At 32.8% G+C, this 18,786-nt stretch carries 12 protein-coding genes; 11 read left to right on the top strand and 1 reads right to left on the bottom strand.

From position 1 onward, the window contains the following. Positions 1 to 3 precede the first annotated feature (3 nt). The 7 genes from KA873_RS07195 to pyk all read left to right on the top strand — a co-directional run bounded on the left by KA873_RS07195 (position 4) and on the right by pyk (position 10,656). Entirely contained in the window at positions 4 to 939 is a 936-nt protein-coding gene (locus KA873_RS07195) for a DHH family phosphoesterase (RefSeq protein ID WP_107383782.1), read from the top strand. A 20-nt stretch (positions 940 to 959) separates the two neighbouring features. Then, a complete protein-coding gene (locus KA873_RS07190; protein ID WP_107383781.1) occupies positions 960 to 4,163 on the top strand; it encodes a DNA polymerase III subunit alpha in 3,204 nt (1,067 codons plus the stop codon). A gap of 238 nt (positions 4,164 to 4,401) precedes the next feature. Then, positions 4,402 to 5,634, top strand: a complete 1,233-nt coding sequence (gene ystJ / locus KA873_RS07185) for an NADP-dependent malic enzyme (RefSeq protein ID WP_107504887.1) — start codon at positions 4,402 to 4,404, stop codon at positions 5,632 to 5,634. A 75-nt stretch (positions 5,635 to 5,709) separates the two neighbouring features. After that, on the top strand, positions 5,710 to 6,576 hold the full coding sequence (accD, locus tag KA873_RS07180) for an acetyl-CoA carboxylase, carboxyltransferase subunit beta (protein WP_107383779.1): 867 nt from the start codon (positions 5,710 to 5,712) through the stop codon (positions 6,574 to 6,576). After that, positions 6,569 to 7,513: an acetyl-CoA carboxylase carboxyltransferase subunit alpha gene (locus KA873_RS07175; protein ID WP_107383778.1), complete on the top strand. Its 945-nt coding sequence runs from the start codon at positions 6,569 to 6,571 to the stop codon at positions 7,511 to 7,513. The genes accD and KA873_RS07175 overlap by 8 nt, the downstream gene beginning before the upstream one ends. Before the next feature lie 393 nt (positions 7,514 to 7,906). Then, entirely contained in the window at positions 7,907 to 8,875 is a 969-nt protein-coding gene (gene pfkA, locus KA873_RS07170; RefSeq protein WP_107504886.1) for a 6-phosphofructokinase, read from the top strand. A 20-nt stretch (positions 8,876 to 8,895) separates the two neighbouring features. After that, entirely contained in the window at positions 8,896 to 10,656 is a 1,761-nt protein-coding gene (gene pyk, locus KA873_RS07165; RefSeq protein WP_107383776.1) for a pyruvate kinase, read from the top strand. An 880-nt stretch (positions 10,657 to 11,536) separates the two neighbouring features. On the opposite strand, the gene KA873_RS07160 is transcribed toward pyk, so the two are convergent. Beyond that, entirely contained in the window at positions 11,537 to 12,901 is a 1,365-nt protein-coding gene (locus KA873_RS07160; RefSeq protein WP_107383775.1) for an amino acid permease, read from the bottom strand. Between the two features lie 352 nt (positions 12,902 to 13,253). Between KA873_RS07160 and KA873_RS07155 the strand changes: the two genes are divergently transcribed. From KA873_RS07155 to pnpS, 4 genes are all read left to right on the top strand, one after another. Then, positions 13,254 to 14,372: a citrate synthase gene (locus KA873_RS07155; RefSeq protein ID WP_107504885.1), complete on the top strand. Its 1,119-nt coding sequence runs from the start codon at positions 13,254 to 13,256 to the stop codon at positions 14,370 to 14,372. Positions 14,373 to 14,422: 50 nt separating this feature from the next. Further along, positions 14,423 to 15,691 carry an NADP-dependent isocitrate dehydrogenase gene (gene icd, locus KA873_RS07150; protein WP_107383774.1) on the top strand — a complete coding sequence of 423 codons (1,269 nt, stop codon included), beginning with the start codon at positions 14,423 to 14,425 and terminating at the stop codon, positions 15,689 to 15,691. Positions 15,692 to 16,111: 420 nt separating this feature from the next. After that, positions 16,112 to 16,822: a response regulator transcription factor gene (locus tag KA873_RS07145; RefSeq protein WP_019468628.1), complete on the top strand. Its 711-nt coding sequence runs from the start codon at positions 16,112 to 16,114 to the stop codon at positions 16,820 to 16,822. Further along, the gene (pnpS, locus tag KA873_RS07140) at positions 16,822 to 18,510 is read left to right on the top strand and encodes a two-component system histidine kinase PnpS (protein WP_107383773.1); all 1,689 of its coding nucleotides are present in this window, start codon (positions 16,822 to 16,824) and stop codon (positions 18,508 to 18,510) included. Before KA873_RS07145 ends, pnpS begins: the two co-directional genes overlap by 1 nt. The last annotated feature ends 276 nt before the right edge of the window (positions 18,511 to 18,786 follow it).

The raw sequence follows: 18,786 nt of genomic DNA, 5'->3' as shown, positions 1-18,786 counted from the left end.
AAAATGACGATAGAATTTAATCAAATTATGGATGAAATAAAAGCGGTTCAAACAGTAATCATACATAGACATGTAAGACCAGATCCAGATGCTTATGGGTCACAACTTGGAATGAAAAATTATTTGAAACTTAAATTTCCAGAAAAGAATATTTATGCAGTAGGAGAAGGAGAACCGTCACTTGATTTTATCGGTACTTTTGATGATATTAGTGATGACCAATATAACGAAGCATTGGTTATCGTATGTGATACTGCTAATTCTCCTAGAATCAGTGACCATAGATTCAATGCTGGCAAGCGTCTTGTTAAAATAGATCATCATCCAGCAGTTGACCAATACGGAGATATTAACTATGTGAATGATCAAGCATCATCAACGAGTGAGATTATTTTTGATTTTATAAGTCATTTTAACGATCAATCACTAATTGATGATTCTGTAGCAAGAGTATTATATTTAGGTATTGTAGGAGATACTGGACGGTTTTTATTTAATAATACAACACCACATACTATGGAAGTCGCAAGCCAATTATTAAAATATTCATTTAACCATCAACAAGAATTGAATAAATTAGGGGAAAAAGATCCAAAACTATTACCTTTTCAAGGCCATGTTTTACAGAATTTTGATTTAAATGAAAAAGGTTTTTGTAAAGTGAAAATCACCAAAGATGTACTTGAGGAATTTGATATTGTAGCGAATGAAGCTTCGCTTTTTGTCAATGCGATTGCTGATATTCAAGGATTGAAAATATGGGTGTTTGCGGTAGATGAAGGTTCCGAAATTAGATGTCGCATTCGTTCTAAAGGTATCGTCATTAATGATATTGCTAATGCATTTGGTGGTGGAGGTCATCCGAATGCATCTGGTGTTTCAGTTGCAGATTGGCAGCAATTTGAAGAATTAGCACAAGCATTAAATAATAAATTGTAAGATTAAGGAGGTATTTGCTGATGGTTGCGCATTTAAACGTTCATACATCGTATGACTTATTGAATTCAAGTATTAAAATTAAAGATGTCATTGCGAAAGCAACGAAAGAAGGTTATACATCGTTAGCAATTACAGATACAAACGTTTTATATGGTTATCCTCAATTTTATGACGCGTGTATTGCAGCAAATATCCATCCTTTATTTGGAATGACGATTTATCTTACAGATGGTTTATCATCAATTGAAACTATAGTACTTGCTAAAAATAATCAAGGTCTAAAAGATTTATTTAAATTATCTTCTGCCATAAAAATGAAAGAGAAGACTGAAACACCAATAGAGTGGCTGAATAAATATATTAATCATTTGGTTATCATATTTAAAAATGTTACGGAAGCACACCAAAGTATATTACAAAATTTCACTGATAAAGAAGATATATTTGTAAATCACAATAGCCAACAACGATTAGATTTTCCAGTTGTATGGGCGCAAAGTACAAATTATTTAAATGAAGATGATGCGGATACTTTAACGGCTTTAGCTGCTATAAAAAATAATGAGAAATTAGATTTGGTTAAAGAAGTTCATAATTATAATGCACATATGTATAGTCGGACCGATTTGGATGCGTTTAATTTAAATGAGCAAATTTGGCAAAATACAAATTACATCGCGTCCATCTGTAATGCTGAACTACAATATCATCAATCGTTATTACCTAAATTCAAGACACCGAATAACCAACCGTCTAAAGATTACCTTTATCAAATTCTCCAACAAAATTTGAAACAACTAAATTTACCTAAAGCATCATTACAAAAATACGATGACAGGCTTAATCATGAATATGAGATTATTACACGCATGGGTTTTGAAGATTATTTTTTAATTGTTAGTGATTTAATCCATTATGCCAAAACTCATGATGTATTAGTCGGTCCGGGTCGTGGTTCATCTGCTGGCTCCTTAGTCAGTTATCTATTAGATATTACGACGATTGATCCCATTAAATATAACTTGTTATTTGAGCGCTTTTTAAATCCTGAACGTGTTACTATGCCAGATATTGATATCGATTTTGAAGATACGCATAGAGAAAAAGTGATTAGATACGTACAAGAAAAATATGGTGATAACCACGTTGCTGGCATTGTGACGTTTGGTCATTTATTAGCGAGGGCAGTTTCAAGAGATGTAGGTCGAATTATGGGTTTTGATGAAATAACATTAAATGAGATCTCATCTTTAATCCCTCATAAATTAGGTATTACATTAGATGAGGCATATGAGAAAACTGAATTTAAACAATTTGTGCATAGAAATCATCGGCATGAACGCTGGTTTGAAATTTGTAAAAAGTTAGAAGGATTGCCACGACATACGTCAACACATGCAGCAGGGATCATTATAAACGATCATCCTTTATATGAATATACACCATTAACCTTAGGAGATACGGGGTTATTGACGCAGTGGACCATGACTGAAGCTGAACGTATTGGCCTTTTAAAAATTGATTTTCTAGGTTTACGAAACTTATCCATTATTCATCAAATAGTTAAACAAGTAAAAAGAGATATGAATATTGATATAGATATTGAATCCATTCCTTTTAATGATCCAAAAGTATTTCAGTTACTCTCGCAGGGTGACACAACAGGTGTATTCCAATTAGAATCTGATGGCATACGAAATGTATTGAAAAAATTACAGCCAGAACAATTTGAAGATATTGTGGCAGTAACTTCTTTGTATAGACCAGGACCTATGGAAGAAATTCCAACCTATATTACAAGAAGACACTTCCCTGAAAAAGTACAATATTTGCATAAAGATTTAGAACCCATATTAAAAACTACTTACGGTGTAATTATTTATCAAGAACAAATTATGCAAATCGCGAGTAAGTTTGCTCATTTTAGTTATGGTGAAGCAGATATATTAAGACGTGCTATGAGTAAAAAAAATCGTGCAGTATTAGAGAGTGAGCGACAACATTTTGTGGAAGGTGCTTTAAGTAACGGATATGATGAACGATTAAGCAAGCAGATTTTTGATTTGATTTTAAAATTTGCAGACTATGGCTTTGCACGTGCACATGCAGTGAGCTATTCCAAAATAGCTTATATTATGAGTTATTTAAAAGTGCACTATGCTAATTATTTTTATGCCAATATTTTAAGTAATTCAATTGGTAGCGAAAAAAAGACGGCACAAATGATCGATGAAGCGAAACATCAGCAATTAAATATATTAGCACCTAATATTAATGAAAGTCATTGGTTTTATAAAGCAAGTAATAAAGGTATATATTTATCTTTAGGTGCGATTAAAGGCATAGGTTATCAAAGTGTTAAACTCATTGTAGATGAAAGAAAAAGTAATGGTGCATATAAAGATTTCTTTGACTTTACACGTCGTATACCTAAAAGAATAAAGAGTAGGAAATTACTTGAGGCATTAATATTAGTCGGCGCTTTTGATACATTTGGTAAAAATAGAGCGACTTTATTACAGTCTATTGACCAAGTGTTAGATGACGTCTCCGATGTTGAACAAGATGGTTTTATTTTCGATGTGTTGACACCTAAAACAACATATGAAGAAAAAGAAGAGCTACCAGATCAAGTGTTAAGTGATTATGAAAAAGAATATTTAGGGTTTTATGTATCTACACATCCTGTAGAAAAAGCATTTGAAGAAAAACAATATCTTGGTATTTATAAACTTAATAATGCCAGAGATAATCAACCAATCTTTGTTCAAATCGACCAGTTAAAACGTATTCGTACTAAAAATGGACAAAACATGGCATTTATTACATTAAATGATGGTCTTAACAATTTAGATGGTGTGGTGTTCCCAGACGCATATAAAAAATTTGAAGTATATTTAAACAGTACAGATACGCTTATCGTGAAAGGAAAATTTGAAAATAGAAATAATAAAAAGCAACTTATTATTAACCAAATAGAAAATGTTGCGTCATTTGAGAGCAATAAATTAGCAAATGCGAAACAAGTAATCATAAGAAATATTGAAAGTTTATCGGAAATAAAACAATGGTTAAATTCACAAGAAACTGCAGACGATATCCCAGTGAAATATTTTCAAGAAAAACAAAATCAATTTAAAATTATAGGTTTTATCTCGCGTGAAAAAGAAAAAATTGAAGTGCTTATATCTAAGTTCTCACCGTGGGATATAAGGATAATTTAACTTTATCAAGTCCATAAACTATGATATAGTAAACTGATGGTTAAGTTGAAACTTACCATCAGTTTATATTAAATGATGGCATCAATCCTTCATGTAAAATATATGTTTTTATTACAAAAGTTAACATACAACTTATGCTTGGGATTTAATACTAACGATAACATTTGTAATTTATGTTAGATTGTAATAAAAATATATATGACTGATTAAAATTATTGAATGTAAGGGGTAGGTTTACATGACATTAAGAGACGACGCACTAGAAATGCATAGAATAAATCAAGGTAAATTAGAAGTTACACCAAAAGTTCAAGTGACCAATAAAGAAGAGTTGAGTTTAGCGTATTCACCTGGTGTAGCTGAGCCATGTAAAGAAATACACGAAGACCCTAGAAAAGTATTTGAATATACAATGAAAGCAAATACAGTCGCAGTTGTTACAGATGGTACAGCTGTACTTGGATTAGGTGACATAGGTCCAGAAGCTAGTATTCCAGTAATGGAAGGTAAAGCAGTTTTGTTTAAAAGTTTTTCAGGTATAGATGGTGTACCAATTGCACTAAATACTACGGATACAGATGAAATTGTTAATACAGTGAAGTTATTAGAACCTAACTACGGCGGCATTAATCTTGAAGATATTTCTGCTCCACGTTGTTTTGAAATAGAAGAGCGTTTGAAAAAAGAAACAAAAATACCTGTTTTTCATGATGACCAACATGGGACAGCAATTGTTACAGTTGCAGGTATGATAAATGCGCTGCGCATTATAGATAAAGAATTATCGGATATAAAAGTGGTGCTTAACGGAGCTGGTGCAGCAGGTATGGCAATTGTTCAATTACTGTATTCATATGGTGTTAGAGATATGATTATGTGTGATTCCAAAGGTGCAATTTATGAAGGTCGTTCCCATGGAATGAATGATACAAAATCATTTGTAGCTAAATGGACAAACAGAGATAGAGTCGAAGGTTCGTTAAATGATGTAATTAAAGATGCTGACGTATTTATTGGTGTTTCTGTAGCTGATTTATTAACAAAAGAAATGGTTGAGTCAATGGCTAAAGATCCAATTATATTTGCAATGGCGAATCCTAACCCTGAAATCAACCCTGATGTAGCAAAAGAAGCAGGCGCTAAAGTAATTGGAACTGGTCGTTCTGATTACCCAAATCAAATCAATAACGTACTTGCATTTCCTGGTATATTCAGAGGTGCATTAGATGTAGAAGCTACACACATTAATGAAGAGATGAAACAAGCTGCAGTAGAAGCAATTGCAGACTTAATTAAACCGGAAGAATTAAATCCAGATTACTGTATTCCAGGTCCATTTGATAAACGTGTTGCACCTTCTGTTGCTAGAGAGGTTGCAAAGGCAGCAATGGAAACAGGAGTAGCAAGAACAGATATGGATCCAGAAGAAATTTATAATAAAACAATGAAATTAACAGACTTAGATAAATAATATTCATGAATACTGATCTCAAAATATTGAGTTTATAATATTGGAAAGACAGTAATGGTTAAGTGGAGGTTTAAAATGTTTAAAGATTTTTTCAATAGAAGTAGTAAAAAGAAAAAGTATGTGACTGTTTCCGATTCAAAACAAAGTGATGTTCCAGCGGGAATTATGACGAAATGCCCGAAATGTAAAAAGATTATGTATACCAAAGAATTAGCTGAAAATTTAAACGTATGTTTCAATTGTGATCATCACATCGCTTTAACAGCGTATAAAAGAATTGAAGCCATTTCTGATGAAGGTACATTCACAGAATTTGACAAAGGAATGACCTCTGCGAATCCATTGGATTTTCCAAGTTATGAAGAAAAAATTCAAAAAGACCAACAAAAAACAGAGTTAAATGAAGCTGTTGTTACTGGTACAGCGTATTTAGACGGCATTGAATTTGGTGTAGCTGTGATGGATGCTCGATTTAGAATGGGGAGCATGGGATCAGTTGTTGGTGAAAAGATTTGCAGAATTATAGAACACTGCACTGAGCACCGTTTACCATTCATCCTATTTTCTGCTAGTGGTGGTGCTAGAATGCAAGAAGGTATCATATCATTAATGCAGATGGGTAAAACAAGTGTTACATTAAAAAGACATATGGATCATGGATTGCTATATATTTCATATATTACAAACCCAACAACAGGTGGCGTATCGGCAAGTTTTGCTTCAGTTGGTGATATTAATTTAAGTGAACCCAAAGCACTCATTGGTTTTGCTGGCAGACGTGTAATCGAACAAACGATTAATGAAAAGCTACCTGACGACTTCCAAACTGCTGAATTTTTATTAGAACATGGACAACTAGATAAGGTTGTACATAGAAAAGAAATGAAAGTAACACTTTCTAATATTCTAAAAATGCACCAAGAGGTGAAAACGAATGCTTGACTTTGAAAAGCCGCTTTTTGAAATAAAAAATAAAATTGAATCGTTGAAAGAATCACAAGAAAAAAATGATGTGGACTTACAGGAAGAAATTGATATGCTTGAGGCGTCTTTAGAACGTGAAACAAAAAAAGTATATACTCATTTAAAGCCTTGGGATCGTGTACAATTAGCGCGCTTACAAGAAAGACCTACATCATTAGATTATATACCACATATTTTTGACTCCTTTATTGAGTTACACGGTGATCGTAATTTTCGAGATGATCCAGCTATGATTGGTGGTATTGGATATTTAAATGGCCAAGCAGTAACAGTAGTTGGCCAACAGCGGGGAAAAGATACCAAAGATAATATTTATCGTAACTTTGGTATGGCACACCCTGAGGGGTATAGAAAAGCATTACGTTTAATGAAACAAGCTGAAAAATTCAACCGACCTATTTTCACTTTTATTGATACAAAAGGTGCTTACCCAGGAAAAGCAGCAGAAGAACGTGGTCAAAGTGAGTCTATAGCTAAAAATCTCATTGAAATGGCAGCACTTAAAGTGCCAGTCATTGCAGTTGTAATAGGTGAAGGCGGAAGCGGTGGGGCTTTAGGTCTCGGTATTTCAAATCGTTTATTAATGCTTGAAAATAGTACTTATTCTGTTATTTCACCAGAAGGTGCATCTGCATTACTATGGAAAGATAGTAATTTAGCACAAATAGCTGCCGAAACAATGAAGATTACGGCAGAAGATTTATATGAGTTGAAAATTGCCGATGAGGTTTTAAAAGAACCACTTGGTGGTGCTCATCATGATATTGAAACGCAAGCACAAAGTATTAAAAAAGCATTTTTAAATCATTTGAGTGAATTAAATGCATTTAATGAACAGCAAATCATAGATGATCGTTATGATAAATTTAGAAATATTGGATCTTTTAATGAATAACTAAAAAGCACTTAATGTTTACATCAACAAAACATTTTTTAGTACACATAGTAGCTATGAAGCATTAATAGTCTAAGGTTTTCAAAGAGCATGAAATTGGAGTCAGGTTTTCAATACTTGATTTCATATTAGTGCTCTTATTTTTATTGAATAAAGCAATGTAAAATGGAAAATTGAGATGTCTGTTTAATAAAGTGAAGTTAAAGGTATGATAAAGTATAGTTGTTTTGACAATATGAGATAAAGTAAAAGGAAACGCTTTCGTATTGTAAAATGTTTTTTTACTATAATTAAAAACGTTTACATGAGTTACTAAGCCTTATTTTAATGGCACCTTCTATGATTTTATGGTATTTTTAGAATAAGAAATACATGTTAGAAAGGTATGTCGTCATGAAAAAAATTGCAGTGTTGACTAGCGGTGGAGATTCACCAGGCATGAACGCGGCTATTAGAGCTGTTGTTAGAAAAGCGATTTATAATAATATTGAAGTTTATGGTGTTTACCAAGGCTATCAAGGATTATTAAACGATGATATCGAGAAGTTAGAGCTCGGTTCTGTTGGTGATACAATCCAACGTGGCGGAACTTTTCTGTATTCAGCGAGATGTCCTGAATTTAAAGAAGCAGAAGTTCGGAAAAAAGCTATAGATAACTTACGTAAAAGAGGAATTGAAGGACTAGTAGTTATCGGCGGAGATGGTAGCTATAGAGGTGCTCAACGTATAAGTGAAGAATGTAAAGAAATTCAAACGATAGGAGTACCAGGTACAATTGATAATGATATCAATGGTTCAGATTTTACAATAGGATTTGATACTGCTTTAAATACCATTATAGATTGTGTTGATAAAATTCGTGATACGGCCTCAAGTCACGCAAGAACATTTATCATTGAAGTTATGGGTCGTGATTGTGGAGACTTAGCTCTATGGGCTGGACTTTCAGTTGGGGCAGAAACAATTATTGTCCCAGAAGTAGAAACGGATATTAAAGATGTAGCAGAGAAAATTGATAATGGGATAAGACGTGGAAAAAAACATTCCATTGTTATGGTTGCAGAAGGTTGTATGTCTGGAGAAGATTGCGCAAAAGAATTGACAAAGTACATTAATGTTGATGCGCGTGTATCTGTACTTGGCCATATCCAACGTGGTGGCAGTCCAAGTGGCGCAGATAGAGTACTTGCTTCACGATTAGGTGGACATGCTGTAGAGTTATTGCTAGAAGGAAAAACAGCAATTGGTGTTGGTATCCGCAACAATGAATTAACAGACACATCATTTGAAGAAATATTCAGATCAAATGAACACAAGTTTGATTTTGAAACTTTTGCTTTAGCAAATGAATTATCGATATAAAATACTGGGAGGCATTAATAATGAGAAAAACTAAAATTGTTTGTACAATAGGACCTGCATCAGAGTCTGAAGAAATGCTAGAGAAATTAATTAAGGCTGGAATGAATGTTGCGAGATTGAATTTCTCACATGGTGATCATGCAGAACATAAAGCTAGAATTGATAGAATTCGTGAAGTATCTCATAGATTGGGCAAAACAGTCGCTATATTATTAGATACTAAAGGTCCTGAAATCCGTACTCACAACATGAAAGATGGTGCTATTGAACTTGAAAAAGGTACGGAAGTCATCGTAAGTATGACTGAAGTTGAAGGTACACCAGAAAAATTCTCAGTAACTTACGATAATCTAATAAATGATGTTCAAGAAGGTTCATATATTTTATTAGATGATGGTCTTATTGAATTACAAGTAAAACAAATAGACAAAGCTAACGGTGAAGTTGTTTGTGATGTTTTAAATACTGGAGAGTTAAAAAATAAAAAAGGTGTAAACTTACCGGGTGTTAAAGTAAGTTTACCTGGCATTACAGATAAAGATGCTGAAGATATTAAATTCGGTATAAGTGAAAATATTGACTTTATCGCTGCAAGTTTTGTTCGTCGCCCAAGTGATGTATTAGATATTCGTAGATTACTTGAAGATGGTAAAAATACAAACATTAACATTATTCCTAAAATTGAAAATCAAGAAGGTATAGATAACATTAAAGAGATACTTGAAGTTTCAGACGGTTTAATGGTTGCACGTGGTGATATGGGTGTTGAAATACCACCTGAATCAGTACCAATGGTGCAAAAAGATTTAATCAGACAATGTAATAAATTAGGTAAACCAGTTATCACAGCGACGCAAATGTTAGATTCAATGCAACGTAACCCTCGTGCGACACGTGCTGAAGCAAGTGACGTTGCGAATGCCATCTATGACGGTACAGACGCAGTTATGCTTTCAGGCGAAACTGCTGCTGGATTATATCCAGAAGAAGCAGTTAAAACAATGCGTAATATTGCAATTTCAGCTGAAGCTGCACAAGATTATAAACGATTATTATCAGATCGTACTAAATTAGTGCAAACTTCATTAGTTAATGCAATTGGTGTTTCAGTAGCGCATACTGCTTTAAATTTAAATGTAAAAGCGATAGTCGCAGCAACTGAGAGTGGGTCAACTGCTAGAACAATTTCTAAATATCGTCCTAAATCAGATATTATTGCAGTTACGCCTCATGCTGAAACTGCGCGTCAATGTGCATTAGTTTGGGGTATACATCCTGTTGTTAAAGAAGGACGTAAAACAACAGATGCTATGCTGAACACAGCAGTTGCTACAGCGGTTGAAACTGAAAAAGTTCAAAATGGTGATTTAATCATTATTACAGCAGGCGTACCTACTGGTGAAAAAGGTACTACGAATATGATGAAATTACATTTAGTAGGTGATGAGTTAGCTAAAGGTCAAGGTATCGGTAGAAACTCAGTAGTTGGAAATACTTTAGTAGTTAATGATGCGAGTGAACTTGAAGGCAAAGATTTAAGTGAAACGGTCATTGTAACAACTTCTGTGGATGAAACGCTCGTCCCTTATATTGAAAAAGCAAGTGGCTTAATTGCTGAAGAAAGTGGTATTACGTCACCAAGTGCAATTATAGGCCTAGAAAAAGGTATTCCAACAATTGTAGGTGTTGAAAATGCGACTAAAGAGATACAAAATGACATCTTGATTACTGTAGATGCAAATCAAGGTAAAGTATTCGAAGGATATGCGAACGTTCTTTAATCAGATTGGCGTTTCCATTAGTCTTTATCCATGCATTAAGCAGCATAAATGACGATATAAGTAAAATGAGAGGTTAGGACATAAATCCTCATTCTCAAAATAAGAGGACCAATCCATACTAAGGATTGGTCCTCTTTATATTTAAAAGCTTACGATTTTGATCGTGCATGCTTGCCTGGGGATATGGCTCGAGCCTGTAGTCTCTCATTCATATCATTCCCCGGGCGTCCACACGATGCAAAATTTCTATAAGTGATGTGTTTTAATACAATAGAAAAAAGCTTCGTATTATTTAACTAATACAACTAATAGAAAGTCATATTTTTAATTAACCAAAAGATATAACTTAATATGAATACATATGATTCTTATATTTAAAATATTACGCTTTTGATTGTGTAAGCTTGTCTGGGGATGTGCCTCGAGCCTGTAGTCTCTCGCTCATATTATTTCTCCAGGCGTCAGCACATTACAAAATCGGTACAATTTATATTTTGTTATTCAAAAAAATAAGGCCTTTCGTATAATTTAATAAATCCCACTAAATTAAATTAACGAAGTGCCTTATGTATAAAAATTATTACATGACTCAACATACACTACCAATGGAAACTTCCGTTCTTTCTTACATAAAAAGATTGCGCTTATGGAGAGAGTATAAAACGTATAAATAACTCGAAATTGAATGTACATTTTAACAATCTTGTTATGATATATACAACGAAAATTAAAATACACAAACATTATAGTTCTAGACAAAACATATTGATTGTCTTTCATTCACTTTGTATAAAGCAAAGCCCAAGACTATTTTTATGTCTTGGGCGTTTGTATCAACTAGTTGAAATAGTAAAGTCGTTATGCAAGATTAATGATGCAGTTATTTTACTTCTGAACTTGCGATTTTTTTGTATCTTAGATACATAAGACTCAAGATGATAAACCAAATAGGTGTTAAATAGACTGCTCTTCTTGTTTCTACATTTACAAAAAGTAAGCAAAACACTAAAAAGAAGAAAGCCAAAATGATATATCCTATATATTTACCACCAAATAATTTATATGTAGCATTTTTGTGCATTTCTGGATTTTGGCGATGATAATTAATATAAGCAACTATGATTAGAGCCCAAACGACTAAAAACAACACTGTAGAAACGGTTGTAATATACGTGAATACTAAAGTTGCATTTGGAATAATGTAATTTAATAATGCTGAAATTAATAATAATGCACATGATACTAAGATAGCTATATGAGGTACTCCATTTTTGTTTGTTTTTTCAAAAATAGGCGGTGCTTGCTTTTGATTTGAAAGTCCAAATAACATACGACTGTTTGAAAATATACCGCTATTACAAGAAGAAGCAGCAGCTGTTAATACTACAAAGTTAATGATTCCTGCTGCAAATGGAATACCGATTAAAGCAAATAATCTGACAAAGGGACTTTCTTCAGGATTAATATTGTTCCAAGGGATGATGGACATAATTACAGTCAATGCACCGACATAAAAGATTAAGATTCTAATCGGAACACTATTGATTGCTTTTGGAATGGTTTTAGTTGGATCTTTTGTTTCACCAGCCGTTACTCCGATTAATTCAATTCCTACAAAAGAAAAGAGTGCCATTTGGAATGACATTAAAAATCCATTAATTCCTTTAGGAAAAATACCATGTTGATATAAATTGGTTAATGAAGTATGTCCAAATTGTGTGTCGTATGCCATGATAATCATTACCACACCAACGACGATAAGTGCCAAGATTGTAACTACTTTAATGATTGAGAACCAGAACTCTAGTTCACCGAAAAGTTTAGCACTCAGTAAATTTAATGACATTAAAATTAATACACAAAATAGAGCACTTATCCAATTAGGTATATGTGGAAACCAGAAACTAACATATTTTGCAACTGCTGTTACCTCGGCCATACCTGTGATAATCCAGCACAACCAATACGTCCATCCGGTAACAAACCCAGCAAATGAACCTATATATTGATTTGTCACATCAGCAAAGGATTTAAAATCTGTATTTGTTACAAGAATTTCTCCTAAGCCACGCATAAACATAAACAACATAAATCCTATAATGATATATGTAAGTAAAATAGAAGGACCTGTTAATGCTATGGTTTGACCGGCACCTAAGAAAAGTCCTGTACCGATTGCGCCTCCAATTGCAATTAACTGTATATGTCTATTGCTGAGTTCTCTTTGTAGCTGTTGTTTTGCCATAAGTTTTAACTCCTTTATTAAGTTATTTATTATTATGATACGCAATCTAAAATAAAACAATACTTTTTTATAGTTGTATCTCAAAAAAGTCAGTGTAATATTATATTAATAATTTGTTATTAATCATGATAACCAATTAAAAACTTTGATAAATTGAAGAAAGGGTAATTACATATTAGAATGATGATATAACAACGTTCATTAATTATGACGTGTTTATGGGCATATAAACAAATTATCGTTTCTTAATGATTAATCAGGACTTTAAACGGAAATATTCACAAAAACGTAAATATTGGCTATAATAGTTTATGAAAGCCGTTTCATTATGAAATAGAAAAGGGGAATATATATGGCAGAGTTACAAAAAGGTTTAGAAGGGGTAATTGCAGCAGAAACAAAAGTGAGCTCAATCATTGATAGTCAACTTACATATGCTGGCTATGAAATTGATGATTTAGCCGAAAATGCTGAATTTGAAGAAGTTGTCTTTTTATTATGGCATTACAGATTACCTAGTAAAGAAGAACTACAAACATTTAAAGAAAAACTCTTTAAGTATATGACATTAAATCCTAGAGTGTATAATCATTTTAAAGAATATGCTACTAGTAATGTACATCCAATGACAGCGCTAAGAACATCAGTGTCTTACGTTGCACACTTTGATGAACATGCTGAGGATGAAAGTGAAGATCAAACAATGGAACGTGCAGTGCGTATCCAAGCTAAAATCGCCTCACTTGTTACAGCGTATGCTAGAGTTAGAGAAGGTAAAGAACCTGTCAAACCTAATAGTGATTTAAATTATGCCGGGAACTTCTTATATATGTTACGTGGTGAATTGCCAACAGATATAGAAGTTGAAGCATTTAATAAAGCATTGGTACTACATGCAGATCACGAGTTGAATGCGTCTACCTTTACTGCTAGATGTGCAGTGTCCTCATTATCAGATATGTATTCAGGTATTGTAGCAGCTGTCGGATCTTTAAAAGGTCCATTACACGGTGGGGCAAATGAACGTGTGATGAGCATGCTATCAGAAGTTAAATCTATTGATGATGTAGACGAATACATCGATAATAAAATTAAAAATAAAGAAAAAATAATGGGATTCGGTCACCGTGTATATAAAAATGGTGATCCAAGAGCGAAATTCCTGAAAGAGATGAGTAGAAAAATCACATCAGAAACAGGTCAAAGTCAGTTATTTGATATATCTGTAAAAATAGCTGATAAAATGAAAGAAGAAAAAGGCCTTATCGCCAATGTGGACTTCTATAGTGCAACTGTATATCACAGTATGAATATTGAACATGATTTATTCACACCTATTTTTGCAGTTAGCAGAACTTCAGGTTGGATTGCACATATTCTTGAACAATACAGAGACAATAGAATTATGCGTCCAAGAGCACAATATATTGGTGAAACTAATAGAACATATGAACCAATTGAAGAAAGATAATTACGAATTAGCATTTTGAAAAATATTACAAATGACGGAGGTATTTTTACATGGCAGGAGAAAAAGTAGTAAAATCAGCAGAAGGGTTAACTGTACCAAATAACCCTATCATTCCTTATATTATTGGTGACGGTATCGGTCCAGATATTTGGTCAGCTGCTAGCAGAGTCATCGACGCAGCTGTAGAACAAGCTTATAATGGTGAAAAGAAAATTGAATGGAAAGAAGTACTTGCTGGTCAAAAAGCTTATGATGAAACAGGCGAATGGTTACCGCAAGAAACTTTAGATACAATTAATGAATATTTAATCGCAATTAAAGGACCACTAACTACACCAATCGGTGGGGGTATTCGTTCATTAAACGTTGCACTACGTCAAGAACTTGATTTGTTTACTTGTTTAAGACCAGTTCGTTGGTTCCAAGGCGTTCCATCACCAGTTAAACGTCCGGAAGATACTGATATGGTTATTTTCCGTGAAAACACAGAAGATATCTATGCTGGTATTGAGTTTAAAGAAGGTACTCCAGAAGTTAAAAAATTAATTGAATTCTTACAAGATGAAATGGGCGCTAAAAATATCAGATTCCCTGAAACATCAGGAATTGGTGTAAAACCAGTATCTAAAGAAGGCACAGAGCGTTTAGTACGCGCAGCAATTCAATATGCTCTAGATAATAATCGTAAATCTGTAACTTTAGTTCATAAAGGTAATATCATGAAATTTACAGAGGGTGCTTTCAAACAATGGGGTTATGATTTAGCACATAATGAATTTGGTGATAAAGTATTTACTTGGCAACAATATGACGAAATTGTTGAAAAAGACGGTAAAGAAAAAGCAAATGAAATTCAAGAACAAGCTGAAAAAGACGGTAAAATTATTATTAAAGATTCTATTGCAGACATTTTCTTACAACAAATATTGACACGCCCTGCAGATCACGATGTTGTTGCTACGATGAATCTTAATGGTGACTATGTGTCAGACGCCTTAGCAGCACAAGTTGGCGGCATTGGAATTGCACCAGGAGCAAATATTAACTATGAAACAGGCCATGCGATATTTGAAGCAACGCACGGTACTGCTCCAAAATATGCTGGTTTAAATAAAGTTAACCCATCTTCTGAAATTTTAAGTGCTTCATTAATGCTTGAACACTTAGGTTGGCAAGAAGCTGCTGATAAGATTACTGAGTCTATTGAAAAAACAATTGCTTCAAAAGTTGTTACTTATGACTTTGCACGTTTAATGGACGGTGCAAAAGAAGTATCTACTTCTGAATTCGCTGATGAATTAATCAAAAATATTAAATAAATTAACAACAAATAGTATAACGAAGCATTTTTCAAATGAAGATGCATCATTTTACTTAAGAGCGAGAATAAGAAATCACTTTTATAATGATTTCTATCTCGCTCTTTTTTATTTTGCTTGAATTCACGTTACTAACTAGCAACGCTTGGCCTTAATATGGTTAAATTAAAACAATTATTAGTTTTAATATAAAGTTAATGTTAAGTTAGTATTAACATAAACAATATTATTTATTTGAAATGCTGGAGATAGATTCATTGAAGAATTGTTTAAGAAGACGATACAAATTCTTTGTTCATTCTTTACAAATAACTAATTATTTTCTATTTATTAAGTTTATGTAAAAAAACTTTTAAGTATGTTATTTTTATTAAAATTTACGTTATAATTAATTTGTAATCATAAAATTGGAGGTATACTATGTCACAAAAAGTACTTGTAGTAGATGATGAGCAATCAATTGTAACCTTGTTAAAATATAATTTAGAGCAAGCTGGATACATAGTGGATGTTGCCTATGATGGTGAAGAAGCATTAGAAAAAGTGAATACTGTAAATCCGGAATTGGTTGTATTAGATGTTATGCTTCCTAAAAAAGATGGTATCGAAGTTTGTAAAACAATTCGATCTGATAAAAATTTAGTACCAATTTTGATGTTAACTGCTAAAGATGATGAATTTGATCGTGTGTTAGGTTTAGAGCTTGGTGCAGACGATTATATGACTAAACCGTTTTCACCGAGAGAGGTTGTTGCAAGAGTTAAAGCTATTTTAAGACGCTCTGCAATGATCAATGAAGCAGTACCAGTTGAAAATGATGAGGATGATATTTTAATTGGTTCTATAAGAATTAGACCAGAATATTTTGAAGTTTATCGCGAAGATGAATTATTAGAACTCACACCTAAAGAGTTTGAACTGTTACTTTACCTTATTGAAAGACAAGGCAGAGTAATCACGCGAGAACATATGTTAAATTCTGTTTGGAATTATGAATTTGCAGGTGATTCAAGAATTGTGGATGTACATATAAGTCATTTAAGAGATAAATTAGAAGAGAATCCAAAACAACCTAAATTGATAAAAACAGTTAGAGGTTTAGGTTATAAATTGGAAAGACCTAAAGTCTAATGCTAAAGTTTCATCAAAGACTCTTATTTTTATTATGTACCATCGTTATCATCAGTTTTGTTGCATTAGGTGCAATAATTACACATGTCATTTATAATACTGTCATTTCAAGCCAACAAGGTGATTTAGAGCATCAAGCACAACATTTAGTCAGTTTATATAATCATGATAAAACAGATGAAATCAAAGATATTGCAAAAAACGAAAATTTTACATTTATACTCACGAAAGATAACGATGAAGTGTTTTCCACAAAAGAAAGAACCCAATTTAACGACGACATTAATAATGAAGCGAATCCTTCTAAAATAATTTACGATAAATTTGGGGATGATCGGAGATACACTTTTAAAACATCGATAAGAGATAAAGATGTGATTATCAGTGGTATTAATAATCAAATCCTCGAATTACAAATAGGTATATGGAAATATGTTGGCTTAATTGGATTATTTGTTTTGGTTATTATTTTCTTTGTCGTCAGAAGCATTAATAGAACATACATTAGACCCATTAATGAAGTGACATATGCTACCAATCTTTTAGCTGAAGGTTATTATCATGTAAGAGTTCCAGAAAGTAATGTAAAAGAAACAAGGGAACTATTCGTCACTACTAATGAGCTAGCCAGAAGATTACAACGCTTAAATCATAAGCAAAAGTTGCAATCTAATCGCTTGAAAACAACGATAGAAAATATACCTAGTTCAATTTTAATGATTGATAAATATGGAGAAATTGTAATTGCAAATAAATCATATTACGATGTGTTTAGTCCAGACAATGTTGTAGAACATAAAAGTTATATTGATTTTATAGATCCAGAGATACAAAAGTTAATCGCTGCAGCATTTAAAGTTGAAAAACCAACATATGATCAAATCGAGTTGACGATTGACCAAGTCCATCAAAAATATTTTGACACAGCATGTATTCCAATTTTATCTAAAAATAAAAAGAATCTTTACGGTATGGTTGTTGTACTACATGATATTACGAATTTGAAAAAGTTGGAAAATTTAAGACGTGAATTTGTGGCTAATGTATCCCATGAATTGAAAACACCAATCACATCTATAAAAGGTTTTGCTGAAACACTGTTAGATGGTGCAAAAGATGATGAGCAAACATTAAATGACTTTTTAAAAATTATTTCTAAAGAATCAAATCGTATTGAAACATTAGTATATGACTTGTTAGATTTATCTCATGTTGAACAACAAACGCAATTGGAAACAGAGCCAACAAGTTTGTCTGAAATTGCTGAATCAACAATGAGGCATATGCAAAATATCGCAGAAAGTAAAAATATAACAATCGTTAATGAAATTGAACCAGATATTATTATTGAAGCGAATAAAGATAAAGTTTCGCAAGTTGCACTTAATTTACTTTCGAACGCGATAAGTTATTCTAAAGTATCTGGAGAAGTCATCGTGCGCGTTTTCAAAGAAGGTAATAAGCGCATGCTTGAAGTTCAAGATTTTGGTATTGGCATTAGCCAGCAAGATCAAAAACATATATTTGAACGCTTTTATCGTGTAGATAAAGCACGTAGTAGAGATTCTGGAGGTACTGGTTTAGGTTTATCTATTACGAAACATATTATGGAAGCGCATCAAGGTAGAATTAATGTGTTTAGTGAGCCGGAAAAAGGATCTACCTTTAGAGTCACATTTTTTGAATAAAATAATAACTACAATCGATTTAACCATAAATGGTCAAGGTTAAATCGATTGTTTTATTTTGTTAATGTAAAATACGATAGAAATAGATATTTAATCAATTTGATGATGCTTGTGTTGTCTTGTGCATGTGTAAAGATGCACAGGGATGAATAATAGGATAGAGCATTAATTGAGCTGAAATGCATACGCTTGCATCAGTCGTACAAGTACATAAAATTAAAAAGTAGGCCTTTATCAGTAACTAACAATATAATGGTGATTAACTGAGATGCTCAA

This window comes from Staphylococcus sp. GDY8P45P, from assembly GCF_017892745.1.
Taxonomy (GTDB): domain Bacteria; phylum Bacillota; class Bacilli; order Staphylococcales; family Staphylococcaceae; genus Staphylococcus; species Staphylococcus cohnii.
The sequence above is the reverse complement of the archived record's forward strand: the minus strand, read 5'-3'. Positions and strand labels throughout refer to the sequence as shown.

Coding starts and splice junctions, on each gene's coding strand:
- KA873_RS07195 (WP_107383782.1), top strand. CDS start 4: ATGACGATAGAATTTAATCAAATTATGGATGAAATAAAAGCGGTTCAA.
- KA873_RS07190 (WP_107383781.1), top strand. CDS start 960: ATGGTTGCGCATTTAAACGTTCATACATCGTATGACTTATTGAATTCA.
- ystJ (WP_107504887.1), top strand. CDS start 4,402: ATGACATTAAGAGACGACGCACTAGAAATGCATAGAATAAATCAAGGT.
- accD (WP_107383779.1), top strand. CDS start 5,710: ATGTTTAAAGATTTTTTCAATAGAAGTAGTAAAAAGAAAAAGTATGTG.
- KA873_RS07175 (WP_107383778.1), top strand. CDS start 6,569: ATGCTTGACTTTGAAAAGCCGCTTTTTGAAATAAAAAATAAAATTGAA.
- pfkA (WP_107504886.1), top strand. CDS start 7,907: ATGAAAAAAATTGCAGTGTTGACTAGCGGTGGAGATTCACCAGGCATG.
- pyk (WP_107383776.1), top strand. CDS start 8,896: ATGAGAAAAACTAAAATTGTTTGTACAATAGGACCTGCATCAGAGTCT.
- KA873_RS07160 (WP_107383775.1), bottom strand. CDS start 12,901: ATGGCAAAACAACAGCTACAAAGAGAACTCAGCAATAGACATATACAG.
- KA873_RS07155 (WP_107504885.1), top strand. CDS start 13,254: ATGGCAGAGTTACAAAAAGGTTTAGAAGGGGTAATTGCAGCAGAAACA.
- icd (WP_107383774.1), top strand. CDS start 14,423: ATGGCAGGAGAAAAAGTAGTAAAATCAGCAGAAGGGTTAACTGTACCA.
- KA873_RS07145 (WP_019468628.1), top strand. CDS start 16,112: ATGTCACAAAAAGTACTTGTAGTAGATGATGAGCAATCAATTGTAACC.
- pnpS (WP_107383773.1), top strand. CDS start 16,822: ATGCTAAAGTTTCATCAAAGACTCTTATTTTTATTATGTACCATCGTT.